17 protein-coding genes and 1 pseudogene are annotated in these 18,611 nt (G+C 64.4%); 12 read left to right on the top strand and 6 right to left on the bottom strand.

The genetic code is table 11. The annotated features are described in order from the left end of the window. The 4 genes and pseudogenes from VFF99_RS04485 to VFF99_RS04500 form a co-directional block, all read left to right on the top strand. Positions 1-346 (top strand): annotated as a pseudogene (locus VFF99_RS04485) (MFS transporter); the annotation flags it as partial. A 15-nt stretch (positions 347-361) separates the two neighbouring features. After that, complete coding sequence (locus VFF99_RS04490; RefSeq protein WP_325015365.1) at positions 362-1,135, top strand: alpha/beta hydrolase; 774 nt, start codon at positions 362-364, stop codon at positions 1,133-1,135. A 19-nt stretch (positions 1,136-1,154) separates the two neighbouring features. After that, positions 1,155-2,336 (top strand): acetyl-CoA C-acyltransferase, encoded by a 1,182-nt coding sequence (locus tag VFF99_RS04495; protein WP_325015367.1) that lies wholly within the window; start codon positions 1,155-1,157, stop codon positions 2,334-2,336. Positions 2,337-2,430: 94 nt separating this feature from the next. Beyond that, on the top strand, positions 2,431-4,425 hold the full coding sequence (locus tag VFF99_RS04500; RefSeq protein ID WP_325015369.1) for a helicase-related protein: 1,995 nt from the start codon (positions 2,431-2,433) through the stop codon (positions 4,423-4,425). A gap of 23 nt (positions 4,426-4,448) precedes the next feature. Here VFF99_RS04500 and VFF99_RS04505 read toward each other — a convergent pair whose 3' ends face one another. Further along, positions 4,449-4,691: a hypothetical protein gene (locus tag VFF99_RS04505; RefSeq protein ID WP_325015371.1), complete on the bottom strand. Its 243-nt coding sequence runs from the start codon at positions 4,689-4,691 to the stop codon at positions 4,449-4,451. A gap of 263 nt (positions 4,692-4,954) precedes the next feature. Here VFF99_RS04505 and VFF99_RS04510 point away from each other — a divergent pair, with 263 nt between their 5' ends. After that, on the top strand, positions 4,955-5,494 hold the full coding sequence (locus VFF99_RS04510) for a hypothetical protein (RefSeq protein WP_325015373.1): 540 nt from the start codon (positions 4,955-4,957) through the stop codon (positions 5,492-5,494). Between the two features lie 22 nt (positions 5,495-5,516). On the opposite strand, the gene VFF99_RS04515 is transcribed toward VFF99_RS04510, so the two are convergent. The 3 genes from VFF99_RS04515 to VFF99_RS04525 form a co-directional block, all read right to left on the bottom strand. Further along, positions 5,517-5,906: a hypothetical protein gene (locus VFF99_RS04515; protein ID WP_325015375.1), complete on the bottom strand. Its 390-nt coding sequence runs from the start codon at positions 5,904-5,906 to the stop codon at positions 5,517-5,519. Between the two features lie 84 nt (positions 5,907-5,990). After that, positions 5,991-7,058 carry a putative zinc-binding peptidase gene (locus tag VFF99_RS04520; RefSeq protein WP_325015377.1) on the bottom strand — a complete coding sequence of 356 codons (1,068 nt, stop codon included), beginning with the start codon at positions 7,056-7,058 and terminating at the stop codon, positions 5,991-5,993. Continuing rightward, positions 7,055-7,249 (bottom strand): hypothetical protein, encoded by a 195-nt coding sequence (locus VFF99_RS04525; RefSeq protein WP_325015379.1) that lies wholly within the window; start codon positions 7,247-7,249, stop codon positions 7,055-7,057. The genes VFF99_RS04520 and VFF99_RS04525 overlap by 4 nt, the downstream gene beginning before the upstream one ends. On the opposite strand from VFF99_RS04525, the gene VFF99_RS04530 reads away from it, so the two are divergent. From VFF99_RS04530 to VFF99_RS04555, 6 genes are all read left to right on the top strand, one after another. Then, positions 7,248-9,029 carry an N-acetylglutaminylglutamine amidotransferase gene (locus VFF99_RS04530; protein ID WP_325015381.1) on the top strand — a complete coding sequence of 594 codons (1,782 nt, stop codon included), beginning with the start codon at positions 7,248-7,250 and terminating at the stop codon, positions 9,027-9,029. The two genes, VFF99_RS04525 and VFF99_RS04530, sit on opposite strands and share 2 nt — an antisense overlap. 57 nt (positions 9,030-9,086) lie before the next feature. After that, a complete protein-coding gene (gene ngg, locus VFF99_RS04535; RefSeq protein ID WP_325015383.1) occupies positions 9,087-10,838 on the top strand; it encodes an N-acetylglutaminylglutamine synthetase in 1,752 nt (583 codons plus the stop codon). Between the two features lie 6 nt (positions 10,839-10,844). After that, positions 10,845-12,068 carry an osmoprotectant NAGGN system M42 family peptidase gene (locus VFF99_RS04540; protein WP_325015385.1) on the top strand — a complete coding sequence of 408 codons (1,224 nt, stop codon included), beginning with the start codon at positions 10,845-10,847 and terminating at the stop codon, positions 12,066-12,068. A gap of 94 nt (positions 12,069-12,162) precedes the next feature. Further along, entirely contained in the window at positions 12,163-12,687 is a 525-nt protein-coding gene (locus VFF99_RS04545; protein WP_325015387.1) for a hypothetical protein, read from the top strand. 100 nt (positions 12,688-12,787) lie between these two features. After that, positions 12,788-13,981 (top strand): iron-containing alcohol dehydrogenase, encoded by a 1,194-nt coding sequence (locus tag VFF99_RS04550; protein ID WP_325015389.1) that lies wholly within the window; start codon positions 12,788-12,790, stop codon positions 13,979-13,981. 149 nt (positions 13,982-14,130) lie between these two features. Beyond that, positions 14,131-14,325 carry a hypothetical protein gene (locus VFF99_RS04555; RefSeq protein ID WP_325015391.1) on the top strand — a complete coding sequence of 65 codons (195 nt, stop codon included), beginning with the start codon at positions 14,131-14,133 and terminating at the stop codon, positions 14,323-14,325. 3 nt (positions 14,326-14,328) lie between these two features. Here the strand turns inward: VFF99_RS04555 and VFF99_RS04560 are convergent, their stop codons facing one another. Then, positions 14,329-16,449: a CHASE domain-containing protein gene (locus tag VFF99_RS04560; RefSeq protein WP_325015393.1), complete on the bottom strand. Its 2,121-nt coding sequence runs from the start codon at positions 16,447-16,449 to the stop codon at positions 14,329-14,331. Between the two features lie 391 nt (positions 16,450-16,840). Here VFF99_RS04560 and VFF99_RS04565 point away from each other — a divergent pair, with 391 nt between their 5' ends. Continuing rightward, complete coding sequence (locus tag VFF99_RS04565) at positions 16,841-17,494, top strand: hypothetical protein (RefSeq protein ID WP_325015395.1); 654 nt, start codon at positions 16,841-16,843, stop codon at positions 17,492-17,494. Positions 17,495-17,645: 151 nt separating this feature from the next. Here VFF99_RS04565 and VFF99_RS04570 read toward each other — a convergent pair whose 3' ends face one another. Continuing rightward, the gene (locus tag VFF99_RS04570; RefSeq protein WP_325015397.1) at positions 17,646-18,563 is read right to left on the bottom strand and encodes a LysR family transcriptional regulator; all 918 of its coding nucleotides are present in this window, start codon (positions 18,561-18,563) and stop codon (positions 17,646-17,648) included. Positions 18,564-18,611: the final 48 nt, after the last annotated feature.

Genomic DNA, 18,611 nt, shown 5'->3' on the forward strand with positions numbered 1-18,611 from the left:
GATGATCGTGATCTACCTGCTTGCGCCGAAGACCGAATGGACCTTCTACATCTTCGCCGCCGCGCTCGGCTTCACCTGGCTGGCAACGGTGCCGCCCACCGCCGGCCTCGTCGGCAAGCTGTTCGGCACGCGCTATCTCGCGACGCTGTTCGGCCTGACGCTGCTGTCGCACCAGATCGGCGGCTTCTTCGGTGCCTGGCTGGGTGGTCTCGCCTTCGCCGGCTTCGGTAATTACAACTGGATGTGGTACGCGGACATCGTCCTCGCGCTTGCCGCGGCGATCGCCAACCTGCCCATCCGCGAAGCGAAGCCGGTGCCGCGCACCGCCGCCGCGGCTACGGCCTGAACAAGGATACCGACCATGTCCCCCGAAACCGCCTGTGCGTATTTTCTCTATCCGCGCCGCAACGGCAATAGCGCGCAAACCGTAACCGCGCTCCCCGGCGCCACGCCGCTCGCCTTCCGCTACCAAGGCAACGTCTTGCGCGGCTACACCGCGGGCAGCGGCACGAAGACGGTATTGCTGGTGCACGGCTGGGAAAGCCTCGCCGCACACCTGCATGGCTTTGCGCAGGCATTGCTGCAGGCCGGATTCCGTGTGGCTGCCTTCGATGCTCCTGCACATGGCGATTCCGAAGGCGCGCAGGGTCACGTCGTCGAAATGGGCAAGGCGGTGCTCGCATCGCGCGAGGCGATCGGGACGATCGATGCCGTCATCGCCCACTCCGCCGGCTCTCCTGCGTCGCTCTACGCAATGACGCATGGATTGAACGCCGGCGCCAGCGTCCATATCGCCGGGCCGGCATCGTTCGAGCGCGTGCTGCAGCGCTTCGCGCAAGCCTGCGGACTCGACGAAGCGGGATTCATCCGCTTCCGCGGACTGGTGCACGAAGCGATCGGCATCGATCCGCAACAGCTTGAAGAGGACGCCATCGTGCGCGGCCTGGCACATCCGGCGCTGCTGATCCACGATAAGGCCGACAAGGAAGTGCCCTGCGAGGAAAGCCGCCGGCTGCAGGCACGCTGGCCATCGGCGGAGCTGATGCAAGTCACCGGGCTCGGACATCGCCGCATCGTGCAAGACCCGGCCGTGATCGGCAAGGCCGTCGCCTTCCTCCAACAGAAACTCCCGTAAACCGTAAAGGAGCATCATCATGAAAGATCCGATTGTCATCGTCAGCGCGGCCCGCACGCCGATCGCCGCTTTCCAGGGCGCGTTCTCTTCCCTGTCGGCCAACGACCTTGGCGCCGCAGCCATCAAGGCCGCGATCGAGCGCGCCGGCATTGCCACCGACGCCGTCCAGGAAGTCTTGTTCGGCAACTGCCTGATGGCCGGCCAGGGGCAGGCGCCCGCGCGGCAGGCGGCGATCAAGGCGGGCCTTCCTTACTCGGCAGGGGCCGTGACGCTGTCGAAGATGTGCGGCTCCGGCATGAAGGCCGCGATGCTCGCGCACGACTCGCTGCTGGCCGGGACCAACGATGTGGTGGTGGCAGGCGGCATGGAATCGATGACCAATGCGCCTTACCTCATTCCGAAGGCACGCGGCGGCTACCGCATCGGCCACGGCACCATCTATGACCACATGGCGCTGGACGGCCTCGAGGATGCCTACCAGAAGGGCCAGGCGATGGGCGTGTTCGCCGAAGATTGCGCGGCGAAGTACGGCTTCACGCGCGAGGAGCAGGATGCCTTCGCCGTGCAATCGGTCAAGCGCGCGCAGGCTGCATCCGCCGACGGCAGCTTCGACTGGGAAATCGTGCCGGTGGCAGTCGAGACGCGCGAAGGAACGATCCAGGTAACGAAGGACGAGGGCCCGACGAAGGCACGCCTGGAAAAAATTCCGTCGCTGAAGCCGGCGTTCAAAAAGGACGGCACGATCACGGCCGCATCCTCGTCGTCGATCAACGACGGCGCGGCGGCGCTCGTGCTGATGCGCGCCTCGACAGCGGACAGGCTGGGCGTCGCGCCGGTGGCCCGCATCCTCGGCCATGCCACACACTCGCAGGATCCCGCATGGTTCACGACGGCGCCCGTGGGCGCGGTGCGCAAGCTGATGGACCGAATCGATGCATCGACCAGGGACTTCGACCTGTACGAAGTCAACGAAGCCTTCGCCGCCGTGCCGATGGCGCTGATGAAGGAGTTCGGCCTGCCGCACGACATCGTGAACGTGAACGGCGGCGCCTGCGCGCTTGGCCATCCGATCGGCGCCTCCGGCGCACGCATCATTGCCACCCTGCTCGGGGCGCTGAAGAAGCGCGGGCTCAAGCGCGGCGTGGCAACGCTGTGCATCGGCGGCGGCGAAGGCACGGCGATGGCGGTCGAACTGATGTAAGGCGGCAGCGGCGGGATGTCTTGCGGCAAGAACGGTTTGCGCAGGGAATGGCATACTGCGCGGAACCGCAACTCAGGCAAGACATCCTATTCGCATGAACCCGACCGAGCAGGAAACCCCGGGGCAGGTCCCCGACAATGAAAGCGTGCTGGCCGATGCCCTGGAGCAGCACCTCCGTGCGGAAGGCGCGGCACTGGCCAAACTCGAAGGCCGCGTCATGATCCGCTTTGCAGGCATAGCCGAAGCCGGCGGCCTGCACATTCCCTATGATCTTGTTCCGCCTGACGGGGTGCTCGCCAACGCGAGCAAATGGCGCAACCTGTCCGGCGAGAAAAGACTCGCGCTGGTGCGGGAACGCGTGCACCCGAAGGCAAGGCGCGCCTTGCATGCCAAGGTGTGCGAATTCGTCGAGGCGCTTGCGTCCCGTGCGGACGATCACGGCCTCGATGCCGCCGACTTCCTGCATGTGCTTGCCCTGAAGGAATCCTCATCGCCGGTCGACCATGTGCTCGACCGCATCGAGCAGCGCCTGATCCACGCCATCGAGCGCCAGCAGGAAGCATGGAACGCGGCGCGTACGCGCGAGAGCATCAACCTTGCGGAATACCCGGCGACCTTCGAGCTCGCGCATCGCCTGCCGCGTCGCTTCATCGCGCTGCTGGGGCCGACCAATTCCGGCAAGACGCACGAGGCGATGGAAGCGCTGGCCAAGGCAAAGAGCGGCGTCTATCTCGCCCCCCTGCGCCTGCTGGCGCTGGAAAACTATGAGCGCCTGTGCGAAGTGGAGCGCAAGGGCGAGCGGCTCAAGGTGAGCCTCGTCACCGGCGAAGAGCGCCGGGAAGTGGAGGGCGCCACACACGTCGCCAGCACCGTGGAAATGCTCGATACCAAGACGCGTGTCGAGGTTGCCGTGATCGACGAGATCCAGATGCTGGGCGACCGCGACCGCGGCGCGGCATGGACAGCCGCGGTGTGCGGTGCGCCGGCCAACGTCGTGTATCTCGTGGGCGCCCCCGAAGCGCGCCGCGCCATCGAAGCGCTCGCCAAGCGCCTCGACTGTCCGCTCGAAGTGAAGACGCTCACCCGCAAGGCGCCGTTGTCGATGGAAGGACAACCAGTGCGCAAGCTGCGCAACCTGCGGCGCGGCGACGCCGTGATCGCCTTCTCGCGGCGCGAAGTGCTGATGTGGCGCGACATGATCACCGAAAGCGGATTCTCGGTGGCCACCGTGTACGGCAACCTCTCGCCGGAAGTGCGGCGCGCGCAGGCCGCACGCTTCCGGGAGGGCAGCGCGGATATCGTGGTCGGCACCGACGCCATCGCGATGGGCCTGAACCTGCCGATCCAGCGCGTGGTGATGACTACCGCCGTCAAGTACAACGGCGTCGAGGAAGAAGAACTGACGGCCGCGCTTGCCAAGCAGATCGCCGGACGGGCGGGGCGCTTCGGCGTGCACGAGGAAGGCTTCGTCGCCGGCTTCGACGACGACACGCACTATGTGATCCGCGCGCTGCTCAAGGAAAAGGTGCCGCCGGTCTCGTCACTCGGCTTTTCCGTCGCGCCCACGCTCGAACACCTGAACCGCATCACCTCGGTCACCGGCGAACAGGCGCTGGCGAAGCTGCTCAAGCGCTTCGAGACCGATATCGATGTTCCCGACGGCTTCTTCGCTCCGCGCATCACTGAAGAGCAGGCCGAACGCGCGCTCTGGCTCGACACGCTGCCGCTGACGCTGGCCGACAAGTTCACCCTGTCGCTGGTGCCGATCTCGTCGCGCATTCCGTCACTGCATGCAGCGTGGCAGAAGTGGGCGCGCGCACTGGCGCGCGGACATGCGAGCACGCTCGAATCGATCGGCACGCACGCGTCGCGCGAAACGCTGCAGGAGGTGGAGGACAACTGCAAGCTGTACTCGGCCTATGCATGGCTGAGCTATCGCTGCCCGGAATTCTTTCCCCATGGTGAAGAGGCTCAGCACATGGCGCGGGTGGCCTCGGAGCGCATCGACGGCATCCTGCAGTCGCAAAACCGGGCCATGCGCCAGCGCGCGGGGAAACGGGGGGCGCAGGTGCAAGGCACCCGCGCCTGAGTTGGAGGATTGCTGCGTAATTTTTACGCGGCAGGCTTTCGGAGATGGTGCTTGTGCATCAGGTTATGCACGAGCGTCTTGGTGGCTTCGACGATGCTCTTGCCCGTGCCGGGCTCGAACACGATGGTGTGGTGCGAACGCTGGGAAGGTTCGTGCGAACCCTCCAGGATGGAGACGACAGCAAGGATGCGGCCACCGCCGACGTCGGTTTCCTGGATCTCTGCAGTGGCCTTCAGATTATCCATGTAGTAGGTCATTGTTTGCATTTTTTACGTTTCTTGAAATTGGGTGGTTCAAGGCTTCAGATTGCTCGCCGGTTGCCTTCGGGATCGGAGTGCGCCGGCCATACGACAAGCATGGGTGAAGCCGCCGCTTGCAAATCCGAAAATCAGTACAAGTGCACGAGAACGTGCAATAAGAATGCCAGCCTCCACGATCCCTGTTCTTGACATGGAGCATCCCTTGCTCCCGCCGGTGCCGGATTTTTCGGCCCATGGCGTACTCAAACGGTCAACAACCGGGAGAGCCTATGACGCCTGACATGCTGGAAGCCGGCAAACTGTATCCGGGCAATCTGCCTGATGAAGATGCGGCCGTTTTCGAATTTTCAAAGGAGGGGCCGGAACTGCGCCTGTTTTTTTCCGGCATTACCGACGATATCGCCCGCCATGTGAACGATGCGGATTGCTGGCTCGGCCTGCTACGCGAGCGCGACATCGCCATCGTGCCGTGGCAGATCGGCGACCACATGAGCGGGGATGCGCAATTCCATGTCTTCCTGTATCCGCCCGAAACGCGGCCGACGCCGGAGATCCTGACGCGCGATGGCAGGTACCGGCTGCAGCTCGTGCTGGTCGACCGCGCATCGCGCAAGATCTGGGCGGTGCGGCATTTCGACCTATCGTCGCCGTTGAGCAAGGAGCTGACCGAAGCAATCGCCTACCAGCTGGGAAACCATATCGGGCGCGAGGAGTACGACGCGCAGGTCAGCGAGTACCAGACGCGGTATGCCGACGTGCGCGATGCGATCAAGGCGTCGCCGATGTTCGAGAAGATGCAGCCGATCTAGGACGGTTCAGGAGACAGCGGTCTCAGGACCACTGCACGAAGTTGGGCAGGCCGGTATCGTCGCGCTCGAAGGAGCGGCGCAGCTTTTCCCGTTCCTCGCCTTCCTCGTGCTTTTCCACCGCTTCCTTCACCGGCGCAACCACGGGCTGCGGCACCTGGTCGAGCCGGTATTCATTGCGCCGGTCGCCCATCATCCGGCGCAGCTCGCGCATGTTGATGTCGGTAGCTTCGTTGATGCGGATCAAGAGCGACGGATCGAGCGGATGCTGTCCCTCGCGCACGCGCTTGACGAGGTAAGGCTCGACATGGAGCCTGTGCGCAAGCGCTTCGTCGTTCTCCAGGTCGAGCATCTGCAGCAGCGTATCGAACAGTCGGTTCGGATCGAACAGTTCCGGGGTGTGGCGTTGAGTCATTGGACCTTCGTTGCTTCGCGTTGGCGGATGTAGCAACTGACAACGATGAGGCCGATAAATTCCCTCACCGCATGACTGCACGAATCATTGATGGCCGCCGGCACGCGAACGGACGACGTCGTGCACGAAGCGCAGCTTGTCGATGACCGGCGTCGACAGCGTGAACGGATACGGATCGGGCATGCCGATGCTGCGGTTGAGGCTGTTGAGCACGTAGGACAGCGAGAACCAGCCGTCGATGATGTCGCTGAAATCATCGCTGCGCACCGGCTGTTCGTCGATCACCAATTCGGGTTCATCGGGGCGTTTCGGCTTGAGCATCATGCCGCAGGCGTAGGCGGTGTCGAGCGTATCGACCATGTGCAGATAATGCGCCCAGGTCTCGGCCCAGTCTTCCCACGGGTGCATGGTGGCATAGGCGCTGACGAAGTTCTGCGACCAGTCCGGCGGCGGGCCGTTGTCGTAGTGGCGCTGCAGGCAGGCGCCGTAGTCCTGCCGTTCGTCGCCGAAGCGTTCGCGGAAACGGTCGAGCCAGTCACCCCCGCTGAGCAGGCGGTCGAAATAGAAATGGCCGCTTTCATGACGGAAATGCCCGAGCAGGGTGCGGTAAGGCTCGTGCATCTGCTCGCGCGTTTTCTCGCGGTGCGCCGGATCGGCTTCGGCAATGTTGATGGTGATGACGCCGTCAGCGTGCCCGGTCATCACATGCTCACCGGGCATGTCTTCGCGAAACTCGAAGGCAAGCCCGGCGTCGGCATCGTTCAGCTTGGGCGTCGGCTGCAGGTGCAGCGCCCACAAGGTGTACAGGAGGCGCCGCTTGGCCGCTTCCAGCCGCTGCCAGTACACGCGGTTTTTCTCGGACGAGAGCGCCGGAATGATGCGGGTGAGCTGGCAGGAGGCGCACAGCTCGCTCGATTCATCCGCGTCCAGCATCCAGTTGCACACGTCTTCACGCGAATAGTTGATGCACTTCTTGAAGCGGCGGCCCGAGAGCTCGGGATTCGGGCTGCACAAGAGCCCCTCCGCGTCGCTCTCAAAGGCAAAGATCGCGAGCTGCTCCGGGATATAGCCGAGGATGCTGCCGCAATTCTCGCAGCGTACGTTTTCAAAGAAGACGAGCTGCCCGCACTTGTCGCAGTGGAAGGTTCTCATGGGAAAGTTGCAAAAATGTATGCGACGGACAAGGTGTTGATTGGCAGGACGGCAAAACGTTCCGCATATTGAGGAGCTTTCTTGTCCGGCAAGTTGTCAGGAACAAAACCTGCTTGCAAAACCTCTACACGAGGGTGGGCAGCATGACAGGCATGCTGTCTTTTCTTTTTTTTTCCGGAGTGAATCTTCATGTGTGGAATTGCGGGGGAATTGCGTTTCGACCAGCAATTCGCGGATATTCGAGCGGTCGCGGACATGGCGGAAAGCATGGCGCGGAGAGGGCCCGACGGCGAAGGGGTGTTCAGCCTCGGCAGCCGTTGTTTCGGCCACCGCCGCCTGTCCATCATGGACCTGAGCAGCCGGGCGCACCAGCCATTCGTGGACAACCAGCTCGGCATGGGCGTCGTCTTCAACGGCGCCATTTACAACCATCACGAACTGCGCGCGGAGCTGCGCGAGAAGGGTTACCAGTTCGCCTCCACCGGCGATACCGAAGTCATCATCAAGGCCTGGCATGCCTGGGGGCCGCAGGCGCTGGAGCGCTTCTACGGCATGTTCGCGTTCGCACTGTGGGAGCGTGACAGCGGCATCACATACTTCGCGCGCGACAGGCTGGGCATCAAGCCGCTGTACTACACGCGGGATGAGCGGAGGCTGCGCTTTGCCTCCACGCTGCCGGCCCTGCTCAAGGGCGGCGGCGTCGATACGGCGCTCGACCTGCAGGCGCTGCATTACTACATGAGCTTCCATGCCGTCGTGCCGGCGCCGCACACCATCATCAAGGGCGTGCGCAAGTTGCCGCCCGGTTGCTGGATGAAGGTGACGCCGGACGGCGATTGCAGCGTGCGCGAATGGTGGCGGCTCGACTTCACGCGCAACGAGGACGACGAGAAGCGCAGCTTCGAGGACTGGAAGTCGGAGGTGCTCGATGCCTTGCGCCTGTCGGTGAAGCGCCGCCTGGTATCGGATGTGCCGGTTGGCGTGCTGCTGTCCGGCGGGCTCGATTCCAGCCTGATCACCGGCCTGCTGGCGGAAGCCGGCACGTCCGAACTGCGCACTTACTCGATCGGTTTCGAGTCGGTCGGCAGCGAGGCGGGCAACGAATACGCGTATTCCGACCTCATCGCCAGCCGCTACGGCACGGTGCATGAAAAACTGCACATCCCCGCCGACAACCTGCTGGCGGCCTTGCCCGAGGCGATCGCCGCGATGGCCGAGCCGATGGTCAGCCACGACTGCGTGGCGTTCTACCTGCTGTCGCAGGCCGTCTCGCGCCACAGCAAGGTGGTGCAGAGCGGGCAGGGCGCGGACGAAGTGTTCGCCGGCTATCACTGGTATCCGCCGCTCACCGACGTGCACGATTCGAATACCGGTCTCGACGTCTACAAGCGCGTCTTCTTCGACCGCAGCCACGAGGAGCTGTGCGGACTGCTGGCGCCCGGCATCGGCGTCGAGGACGCGAGCAGCGCCTTCGTTGCCGCCCACTTCACGCGTCCCGGCACCGACAGCGCCATCGACCGCGCGCTGCGCCTGGACACCACGGTGATGCTGGTGGATGACCCGGTCAAGCGCGTGGACAACATGACGATGGCCTTCGGTCTCGAGGCGCGCGTCCCCTTCCTCGACCATGAACTGGTCGAGCTGGCCGCCCGCATTCCGGCGCAACACAAGGTCGCCAACGGCGGCAAGCATGTGCTCAAGGAAGCTGCGCGCAGCGTGATCCCGGCCGAGGTGATCGACCGGCCCAAGGGCTATTTCCCGGTACCGGCGCTGAAATACCTGCGCGGCGACTTCCTGCAGTACGTGCGCGACACGCTCGATTCCCGGGCGGCGCGCGAACGCGGCCTGTTCCGCGGCGATGCGATCGAGCACATGCTGGAATCGCCCGACAGCCACCTCACGCCCTTGCGTGGTTCCAAGGTCTGGCAGATCGCGCTGCTCGAAGCATGGTTGCAGACCAACGGCCTCTGACCGGCGTTGAGTGGCTTCCAGCCATACCAGATCAATCTTATTTCGGAGGACAGCAATATGAGCGTCTCCCCTCACGAGCTTTCCATCAATGGAAGCCACCAGCACCATGCCTTGTTCAGGCATGCCGACGACGGCGACCCGCTTCCCCGGGAAGAAAGTGCGTCGTGCCGTCCGAACGCCTTCATCGATTGCGGCTGGGGCCGGTTGCTATACGGACCGTCCTTTGAATCGCCGCAAGTGCTCGCCGAGTCCCTGCGGCAGGAGGAGCCGGGAAAGCGCGACATCGCCCTGCATGTGGAGTCGCCGCAACTGGTGCTTGCCGAAGCGCCGTCCCAACTGTTCCTCGACCCGTCCCTGATCTTCCGCCGGCCCCTGGGTGACATGCCCGAGGAAGCGCCCATGTCCGGCATTGCCGTGCGTCCCCTCACCACGCGCGCCGACATCGCCGCCATCAACCGCCTCTATAGCATGCGCGGCATGGTGCCGGTGGACCAGCAGACCGTGTGGCGGCAGCGCAATTCGGCAGCAGTCCACTTCGTGATCGCGGAAGACGACCGCACCGGCGAGATCGTCGGCACCGCGATGGGTATCGATCATGCCGAAGCCTTCGGCGACACCGAGGGCGGCTGCAGCCTCTGGTGCCTTGCGGTCGATCCGCAGACCGGGCTGAGCGGCGCCGGGCGCGCGCTGGTCAACTACCTCATCGGCCACTTCACCGCGCGCGGGCGAAAGTTCCTCGACCTGTCGGTGCTGCACGACAACGAGCCGGCGATCAGCCTCTACCGCAAGCTCGGCTTCGAGCAGGCGCCGGGCTTCGTGGTCAAGAACAAGAATGCCATCAATGAAAAGCTGTTCGTCGACAGCACCGATATCGGCGGCCTCAATCCCTACGCGATGATCATCATCAACGAGGCGCGGCGGCGCGGCATCAGCGTCGAGGTGATCGATGCGCAAGCCGGCATCTTCAAGCTGCGCAACGCCGGCCATGAAATGCTGTGCCGCGAGTCGCTCACCGAACTGACCGGCGGCGTGGCCATGACATGGTGCCAGGACAAGGTGCTCACCTCGCGCCGGCTGGCTTCGATCGGGCTGCGCGTGCCGAAGCAGATCGTCGCCGGCGACCCGAAGGACAATGCGGAATTCCTGCAGGAATGCGAGTCCGTGGTCGTCAAGCCTGCGCTTGGCGAACAGGGCAAGGGAATCAGCGTCGACGTGCGCACCGAGGAGCACCTGGCCGAAGCCATCGAGCGTGCGGCGAAGGAAGGCGGCCACGTCGTGATCGAGGAATTCTGCTCGGGCCAGGACTTGCGTATCGTCGTCATCGGCTACAGGGTCGTTGCCGCGGCCATCCGCAAGCCGGCGGAGATCGTCGGCGACGGCACGTCGACCGTGGCCCAGCTGATCGAGCGGCAGAGCGCGCGGCGCGCGGCGGCCACCGGCGGCGAAAGCCGCATTCCGGTGGACACGGAAACCGAGCGCTGCCTCGCCGCGCAGGGCCTGGATTACGATTCGGTGCTCGAAGCCGGACAGCCGGTGAAGGTGCGCAAGACGGCGAACCTGCACACCGGCGGCACCATCCACGACGTCACCGCCGAGCTCCATCCGGTACTGCGCGAGGTGGCGGAGACCGCGGCGCGGGCGCTGCGCATCCCGGTGGTCGGCCTCGACTTCCTCGTGCCCTCGCCGGACTCGGACCAGTACGTGATCATCGAAGCCAACGAACGCCCGGGCCTCGCCAATCACGACCCGCAGCCGACCGCGCAACGCTTCGTCGACCTGCTCTTTCCCTTCACTGCCGTGCAAACCTGATCCGTCATGGAAAAGCTGCGCATCGATGCCGACTACCTGAAGACAACGCTGCTCGAACTGCTTGCCATTCCAAGTCCGGCCGGGCTGACCGATGAAATCGTGCATTACACCGGCGGCCGGCTGGATGCGATCGGCGTGTCCTATGAACTGACGCGGCGCGGCACCATCCGCGCCATCCTGCCGCGCACGCTGCCGGAACGCCGCAAGTCCAGCCCCGCCTGCGCCATCGTGTCGCATCTCGACACGCTGGGGGCGATGGTGCGGGAGATCAAGCCGAACGGCAGGCTGTCGCTGATGCCGGTCGGCACCTGGTCGAGCCGCTGGGCGGAAGGCGGGCGCGTCACGCTGTTCACCGAGACCGGGCGCTACCGGGGATCGGTGTTGCCGCTGCTGGCATCCGGACATGTGTATAACGAAGCCATCGATACCCAGCCGGTCAGCTGGGACCAGCTCGAACTTCGCATCGACGAGCAGATCGCGAGTGCGGCCGACGTGGTCGCGCTCGGCATCCAGATCGGCGACTTCGTCGCCTTCGATGCCAATCCCGAATGGCTGCCGAACGGGTACATCGTGTCGCGGCACCTCGACGACAAGGCCGGCGTGGCGGCGGTGCTGGCGGCATTGAAGGCGGTGGTAGACAACGCCGCGTCCATACCCATGGACTGCCATGCGGTCTTCACCGTGACCGAAGAAGTCGGTTCCGGGGCGCGCGCCGTGATCAAGGATGATGTCAGCGAAGTGATCGGGATCGACATCGGCCCGGTGGCGGCGGGGCAGGGGGCGCGCGAGCACGGCGTCACCATCCCGATGATGGATTCCGCCGGGCCGCACGACTATCACCTCACGCGCCGTCTGCTGCGCCTGTGCGGCGAGCACGGGATTCCTTGCAGTCGTGACGTGTTCCGTTTCTATCACTCGGACGCGGGGGCTGCCGTGAGCGCCGGCCGCGACGTGCGCACCGCGCTGCTGTGCTTCGGCACGGATGCCTCGCACGGTTACGAGCGCACCCACCTGTCGGTGCTGGTGCACCTGGCGGAACTCCTGGCTGTCTACATCCAGAGCGGGCCGACGCTGGCCGAAGACCGGGAAGAGCGGCTCGATTCGGTGGAGAACTTCTCGCACCAGCTCGATGCAGGCCAGCTGCAGCCGGTGGAAGTGCCGCAGCAGGATGTACCCGACCTCGTCAATCTCGGCGAACCGAAACCCCCGCCGGATGTTTCATCCATATGAAATTTTTTTCGACCGCGAACTAACGCGCGCTTTCCCCGCCTTACACACGTGACGCGGGCAACTGCCTGCGCCACGTTTTTTTCAAGGAGAAACGATGAGTCGAGAAAACGATGTGAGTGCAGTGCTGCAACAGTACGCAGCCGAAACCGGTGTGCATTCCGTGCAAAAGGTCGAGCAGGATTTCGTGGCCGTTGCGCAGCATGTCCCGGCCGAGCATGTAACGACCGGTCTCGCCGAAGCAATGCACTCGGAGCAAACGCCTCCTTTCGAAGACATGGTGGGCGATGCCTACGAGCGCGGTTCGGACGAACTGCGCGCGGCCATGCTGAAACAGCTGATCGACGGCGCCAGTCCGGCTGCGGTGAAACCGCTGATCGACGACGGCCTGCTGCCGCGGGCCGCCAACGGCAGCGGGCACCCCGAGGTGCCGGTGGACACCGGCCTGGTGCAAGGCCTGGATACGGAGGTGATACGCCGTCTCGCGCGCGAGGCTGCGCAGGATGACCCGTCGATCATTGATCGCATGAGCGAGTTCTTCGCCGTGGACCCGCACGCAGGCAAGACCCTCGGCGGTGTGGCGCTCAGCGTCGCGCTCGGAAAGATAGCCGGGGCCCGCTGATCCCTTTACAGTAAGGAGAGACGCCCCGTGCCCGTCCGGCACGGGGCGTTTTCTTTTGGATCGCGCTATAGTGCGGTCTTCACTCCACGAGGACGCGCCGATGAACATCCCCGCATTTTCCGTTGCACGCCTGCCCGAGATCCGCTTCGGTCCGGGACGGATCAGGGAAACGGCGGAGGTGCTGGCGCAGTTCGGCCGCAAGGCGCTGATCGTGACCGGGGGCCGCTCCTTCGTCGCCACGCCGCAGTGGCCGGCACTGCAGGAATCGCTCGCCGCGCAGGGCATCGCATGGGAAAGCATGCAGGTCAGGCAGGAGCCTTCGCCTGCACTGGTCGATGAGGCCGTTGCGCGCTTTCGCGCCTCGGGCATCGAGGTGGTCGCCGGCATCGGCGGCGGCAGTGTGCTCGATGCCGCCAAGGCCATCGCCGGCCTGCTGGCGACGGGCAATTCCGTGATGGACCACCTCGAAGGCGTGGGCCGCGGCGTGCCCTATGTCGGACCGGCGGTCCCCTTCGTCGCCGTCCCCACCACTGCAGGCACCGGCAGCGAAGCCACCAAGAATGCAGTGCTCAGCGTGCAGGGCAGCGACGGGTTCAAGAAATCCTTCCGCCACGATGCGCTGGTGGCGCGCGTGGCCATCGTCGATCCCGATCTGCTCGCGGGATGCCCGAAGGACCTGATTGCCGCCAACGGCATGGATGCCTTCACCCAGCTGCTGGAGTCCTATGTGTCGACGAATGCGAGCCCGTTCACGGATGCGCTGGCGCGCTCCGGGCTGCAGGCATTCCGCGAAGGCTTCTGGCTCGCATGGGAACCGGGCCATCCGCGCCAGCGCGAGGGCTACTCCGGCGTGGCCTATGCATCGCTGATGTCCGGCATCACGCTCGCGCAGGCAGGCCTCGGCTCGGTACACGGACTGGCCTCGCCGCTCGGCGCATTCTTCCCGATTCCGCATGGCGTGGTCTGCGGCACCCTGGTGGCGGAAGCGACCGCGCTCAATATACGCGCGTTGCGGGAGAGGGCGCCGCAGTCGCCGTCCCTGAAAAAATATGCGGATGCCGGTCGCGTCCTCGGTGCTGCATCCGATGCATCGGAGACGGACGGGTGCGACGCGCTCGTCGACATCCTCCGCGCATGGACCGAACGCTTGCGCCTGCCGCGGCTCGCTGACTTCGGCGTGACGGCGAGCGACATCGGCAGGATCGTCGAGGGCAGCCGGGGCGGCAGCATGCGCACCAACCCGATCGTGCTCCACGATGCGGAGCTCGCCGGCCTGGTCGGCGCAAGGCTCTGATTGTTCCGTTTCCCTACGGACATAAACTTACTCAGCCTCACTTTCCTTGAGTTTTCCCTAACTCCCGCCCGGGCGGGTTTGCGCCACCGCAAATTTACCCGGCGAGTTGCCAAGAGAATAAGAATGACAAATACATCAGGGGGAACATCATGGAGCTATTCGATGCGGAACTGTCGCCGGCGGCGCGGCAGCGCCTGCGCCGGCAGGCAAAGAAAAGGAATGAAGCATTCCGGCGCCGGCTGGATGAAAAGAAGGCCGAACAGCGCGAGATCACGCACCTGAAGCTGGCCACCGCGGCGGCTGCCATGTCGTGGGCGCTGGTGGGCATCCAGCTGATACGCTAGGCCTTACCGGCCGCTGTCGACCAGCTTGAAGCCGTACAGGTCCTGCCCGCCGCTCTCCAGCGGAATGTAGATGGTCAGCATCGTGCCCTTGCCCGGCGCGCTGGTGATGATGAATTCGCCGTTGAGCGCATTGACGCGTTCCTCCACCCCGACCAGGCCGAAGGAGTTCGATGACTTGCGGGTCTCGGGGTAGATGCCGATGCCGTTGTCCGTGATCTTCATGACGAGGCGCTTGTCCTCCTGGTACAGCTCGATCACGACGTGCGTCGCCTGGGCGTGGCGGATCACATTCGTGAGCGACTCCTGCAGGATGCGGAAGAGCGAGGTGGCGCGCATGTCGTCCACCACGATCTCCGCCTCGCCCATGCGCAGCTCGCATTCGATGCCGGTGCGGCGGCGGAATTCGGCGACCTGCCATTCGATGGCTGCGTTCAGGCCAAGGTCGAGCACCGCCGGACGCAGGTTGTTGATGATGGTGCGGATGGTCCTCACCGTCGCATCGATGTGCTGCAGCGCGCCGCGCACCTTTTCGTTCAGGCGCGGATGCGACTGGCCGGTGCGGGCGTCGAGCATCGAGACGTCGATGCGCAGCGCCAGCAGCGTCTGCCCGAGTTCGTCGTGGATCTCGCGCGCGATGCGCTTGCGTTCATCTTCCTTCACCCGGTCCTGGTGCGCCGTCAGTTCGCGCAGCAATTCCTGCGAACGCTTCAATGCCTCCATCGTATCCTTGCGCTCGGTCACGTCCATGATGGTGCCGCGCAGCAGCCTGGTGCTGCCGCTATAGCCCAGCCGGCAAATGGTATGCACCCAACGCACCGAGCCATCCACCTGCGTGATCCGGTGCTCGGTATCGAACTCGATGCCGCTGGCAAGGCATTTCTCCAGGCCTTCCTCGACGTGCGCACGGTCGCTTTCGTGGATGCGGTGGATGAAATCCAGTTGCGTCGGCGTGGCGTTGAAACGGTCCATGCCGAAGATGCGATAAGTTTCGGCGGTCCACGACATGCTGCCGTTCGACGGATCCAGCACCCAGCTTCCCAGGCGCGCCATGTGCTGCGCCTCGGCAAGGCTGGCCTCGCTCGCGCGCAGGTCCTTGGTCATTTCCCGCGCCAGCTCCACCGAGCGGCGGCGCGCCGTGGCCAGCGAGTAGTACACCCCGTAGAGCAGCAGCGATGCCGCCAGCCCGGTCGCCAGCACCAGCCATGGCAGATAGGCTTCGAAGCTGTTCATCATGGACGACTTGTGGGCGGTGAATTCGGCGGACCACACGCGCGGACCCACGCTCATCGACACCCGTTTCACGAACAGGCGCGAATCCGGTGCGTCCAGTCCATGGGCAGGCGTCGCCTCAGGCCCGGCGCTGCTGTCGAAGAGCAGGGTCTCCGCACTCGCGGAACCGTCCCCACGGCCGACGTCGTACAGGCGCAACCGGATGCGGTCGAGGGTGTTCTTGTCCACCGCGCCGAGCATCAGCTTGTTGATATCGAATCCCGCGCCGACCGAACCGACATACGCGCGCCGCCGCTCAGCCACAGTGCCGGTCGGCATGCCGCGTTGGTAAAGCGGCATGCGCATGGCCAGCGCAACATGCTGGTACGGGCCGGTGATATGGATGAGCCGCCCCGACGATGCCAGCCGGCCGCTGTCGCGCGACACGTCCAGGGAATTGGCGACGACAGCGTTGGAAGCAATATCGAAGCCGAACGAGACGAGGTTGGTTTCCATCGGCTCGATATAGGTGATGACATGGTATTCCGGACGGTTCCCGGCGGGCTTGACGGCGAAGTTCGGATAGCCCCGCTTGTCGATGCGCGTATCGGCGCGTACCGCCTCCTCGAAGGCCGCCTTCTCTTCGCGAGTGACGCGGCGGGCGTAATTCAGGTTGGTGATGCCGGGGAAGGTCTGCTGCAGGTTCAGTTCCCGGACGTAAGCCCTGAACTGGTCGCGCGTGATCTCGTCGGCGGTATGGAAGAGGGCGGCAGCGCCGCGCAGCACGTCCACGTACGAGCGCACCCGGTTCTGTATCGAGAGTTGCGCGTTCTCGACGCGATACTCGAACTCGGCCTGGCTGCGCTGGGTGATGGCCTGCTCCACCAGCAGGTACAGCACGAGCGATACGGCCACCCCGACCCACCAGGCGGGAGAAGCAAAAAGCGACCTGACAAAGCGTCTGGAGATGGGCATCGGTACGGTGACTGTGCGGTGGTCGGGGCGTCTCTCCGCATGCGTTGCGGCGGAGGAAAACAGCAGTGTATATCGATTTCTGTCGAGAAATTATGACACGGGCATTGCCGCCCTGCCGGGCAGCGGCGGTCATGCAAGCGTATTGTTTCAGGCTCGCTGCGGCCCATGCTTGTACCCCACAGGAAATTTGATTTTCCTCAACAGTGTTACAAGTCTGCAACGGGAGCCGCATGCTACATTGGCCGTCCGAAAGGGTGCCGGACAACAACGCCAGGAATGCCTTTTCGTCGAATCAAACCTGAAGTCAACAACATCGAGAGGTGACCGAAAAATGAACCAGCATGCTCAGCAAAAGACACCGGAACAGATCGTTGAAGCCGTGTTCGCGCTTGACCTTGACCCCATCAAGTTCAAGCTGATGGACGCCGACGAGGGCTATGGCTGGACGCGTGCCGAGGCAGACCGGCACGAACTGGAATACAAGCGCTTCCTGGCGCTGGTCGCGAAATATCCGGAGGAAGCGATCGTGCCGGACAAGAACGTGGACAAGTTCTGGCACGGCCACATCCTGGATACGATGAAGTATGCGGAGGACTGCCGGAACGTGTTCGGCTACTTCCTGCACCACTTCCCCTACTTCGGCATGCGCGACGAAGAGGATGCCGCCAATCTTGCCAAGGCATCGGGCAGGACCCAGGAGTTGTACCGCCAGGAGTTCGGCGCCGCGAAACAGCCGGACGCCGGCTACTGCGGCGTGGCGGCGGCTGCATATTGCGGCGTCGCTGCCGAAAAGACCGCCTACTGCGGGGTAGCGTCGGACAAGGCGTCGGCGGCCTATTGCGGCATTGCTGCCGACAAGGGTTCTGCGGCTTACTGCGACATCGCCGCGGAAAAGGCCGCGGCTTACTGCGGCGCAGCCGCGCCCGCCTACTGCGGCGTCGTCACCGGCAAGGGGCGGCCGACGCTCGATCAGGCCGCCGCCTGAGCAGGGCAAGGATGTCATTCCAGCGAAAGCAGGAATCCAGTGTCGTTGAATACCGCATGCAAGTCGCTGGATCCCGACTTTCGTCGGGATGACGGTGGTGGAATCCACCGCAAGTGGACAGGATTAGCCCGCAGATGCGGGCTTTTTTTCGTCACCAGTTCTGCGGCCGGTTCCAGTAGCCGGGCTGCGCGTACACCGCCTTGAGCATGTCGATGAAGAAGCGGATCTTCGCCGGCAGGTGCCGCTGCTGCGGATAGACGGCCATGATGTCGTAATTGTCGAGCGCGTATTCGTCGAGCACGGTGATGAGCTGGCCGGCGGCGAGCTCGGGCTGGATTTCCCAGGTCGAGCGCCACGCCAGGCCAAGGCCCTCGCAGGCCCAGCGATGCAGCAGTTCGCCGTCGTTGCAGTCGAGGTTGCCGTTGACCTTGATGGTGACGGGCTTGCCGTTCTGCTGGAAGTACCAGCCGCGCTGCTGGCCGCCCTGCAGATTGAAGGCGAGGCAGTTGTGCTGTTCGAGGTCGGCCAGCGTTCTCGGGATGCCGTGTCTTGCGAAGTAGGCCGGGCTGCCGCACACCACGCGGCGGTTGGCGGCCAGTTTGACTGCGACGAAGTTGGGGTCGATCACGCCGCCGATGCGGATGCCGACGTCGTAGCCTTCGCGCACGAGGTCGACCACGCGGTCGGTCAGGTTGAAGGAGATGCGCACGTCGGGGTTGGCGGCGACGAAGGCGGGCGCGTGGGGGGCGACGTGTTTTCTTCCGTAGGCAGCGGGGGCGGAGACGACGAGGTGGCCGGTGGCCTTGTGCCTGCCCTCGGAAATGATCTTTTCGGCGAAGTCGAGTTCGTCCAGCAGCTTGCGGCAGTGGTCGAGGAAGACGGTGCCTTCTTCGGTGAGCGTGAGGTGGCGGGTGGTGCGGTGCATGAGCTTGACGCCCAGCCTGCGTTCGAGGGCGTCGATGCGGCGCCCCAGCATGACGGGGGTGATGTTTTGTTCGAGGGCGGCGCGGGCCAGGCTGCCTTTTTCTACGACGTCGACGAAGGCTTCTATCTGCTTGAATTTGTCCATGGTGTTTCAACCTTTTAGTCATTCACGCGCAGGCGGGAATCGGTGGCG

This window comes from Noviherbaspirillum sp. (assembly GCF_035654295.1).
Taxonomy (GTDB): Bacteria; Pseudomonadota; Gammaproteobacteria; order Burkholderiales; family Burkholderiaceae_D; genus Noviherbaspirillum.

Excerpts from the sequence above, each read along its gene's own strand:
- VFF99_RS04550 (WP_325015389.1), top strand. The coding sequence starts at position 12,788 with ATGAACATCCCCGCATTTTCCGTTGCACGCCTGCCCGAGATCCGCTTC.
- VFF99_RS04495 (WP_325015367.1), top strand. The coding sequence starts at position 1,155 with ATGAAAGATCCGATTGTCATCGTCAGCGCGGCCCGCACGCCGATCGCC.
- ngg (WP_325015383.1), top strand. The coding sequence starts at position 9,087 with ATGAGCGTCTCCCCTCACGAGCTTTCCATCAATGGAAGCCACCAGCAC.
- VFF99_RS04510 (WP_325015373.1), top strand. The coding sequence starts at position 4,955 with ATGACGCCTGACATGCTGGAAGCCGGCAAACTGTATCCGGGCAATCTG.
- VFF99_RS04540 (WP_325015385.1), top strand. The coding sequence starts at position 10,845 with ATGGAAAAGCTGCGCATCGATGCCGACTACCTGAAGACAACGCTGCTC.
- VFF99_RS04545 (WP_325015387.1), top strand. The coding sequence starts at position 12,163 with ATGAGTCGAGAAAACGATGTGAGTGCAGTGCTGCAACAGTACGCAGCC.
- VFF99_RS04570 (WP_325015397.1), bottom strand. The coding sequence starts at position 18,563 with ATGGACAAATTCAAGCAGATAGAAGCCTTCGTCGACGTCGTAGAAAAA.
- VFF99_RS04515 (WP_325015375.1), bottom strand. The coding sequence starts at position 5,906 with ATGACTCAACGCCACACCCCGGAACTGTTCGATCCGAACCGACTGTTC.
- VFF99_RS04520 (WP_325015377.1), bottom strand. The coding sequence starts at position 7,058 with ATGAGAACCTTCCACTGCGACAAGTGCGGGCAGCTCGTCTTCTTTGAA.
- VFF99_RS04565 (WP_325015395.1), top strand. The coding sequence starts at position 16,841 with ATGAACCAGCATGCTCAGCAAAAGACACCGGAACAGATCGTTGAAGCC.
- VFF99_RS04555 (WP_325015391.1), top strand. The coding sequence starts at position 14,131 with ATGGAGCTATTCGATGCGGAACTGTCGCCGGCGGCGCGGCAGCGCCTG.
- VFF99_RS04500 (WP_325015369.1), top strand. The coding sequence starts at position 2,431 with ATGAACCCGACCGAGCAGGAAACCCCGGGGCAGGTCCCCGACAATGAA.
- VFF99_RS04490 (WP_325015365.1), top strand. The coding sequence starts at position 362 with ATGTCCCCCGAAACCGCCTGTGCGTATTTTCTCTATCCGCGCCGCAAC.
- VFF99_RS04525 (WP_325015379.1), bottom strand. The coding sequence starts at position 7,249 with ATGAAGATTCACTCCGGAAAAAAAAAGAAAAGACAGCATGCCTGTCAT.
- VFF99_RS04530 (WP_325015381.1), top strand. The coding sequence starts at position 7,248 with ATGTGTGGAATTGCGGGGGAATTGCGTTTCGACCAGCAATTCGCGGAT.
- VFF99_RS04505 (WP_325015371.1), bottom strand. The coding sequence starts at position 4,691 with ATGCAAACAATGACCTACTACATGGATAATCTGAAGGCCACTGCAGAG.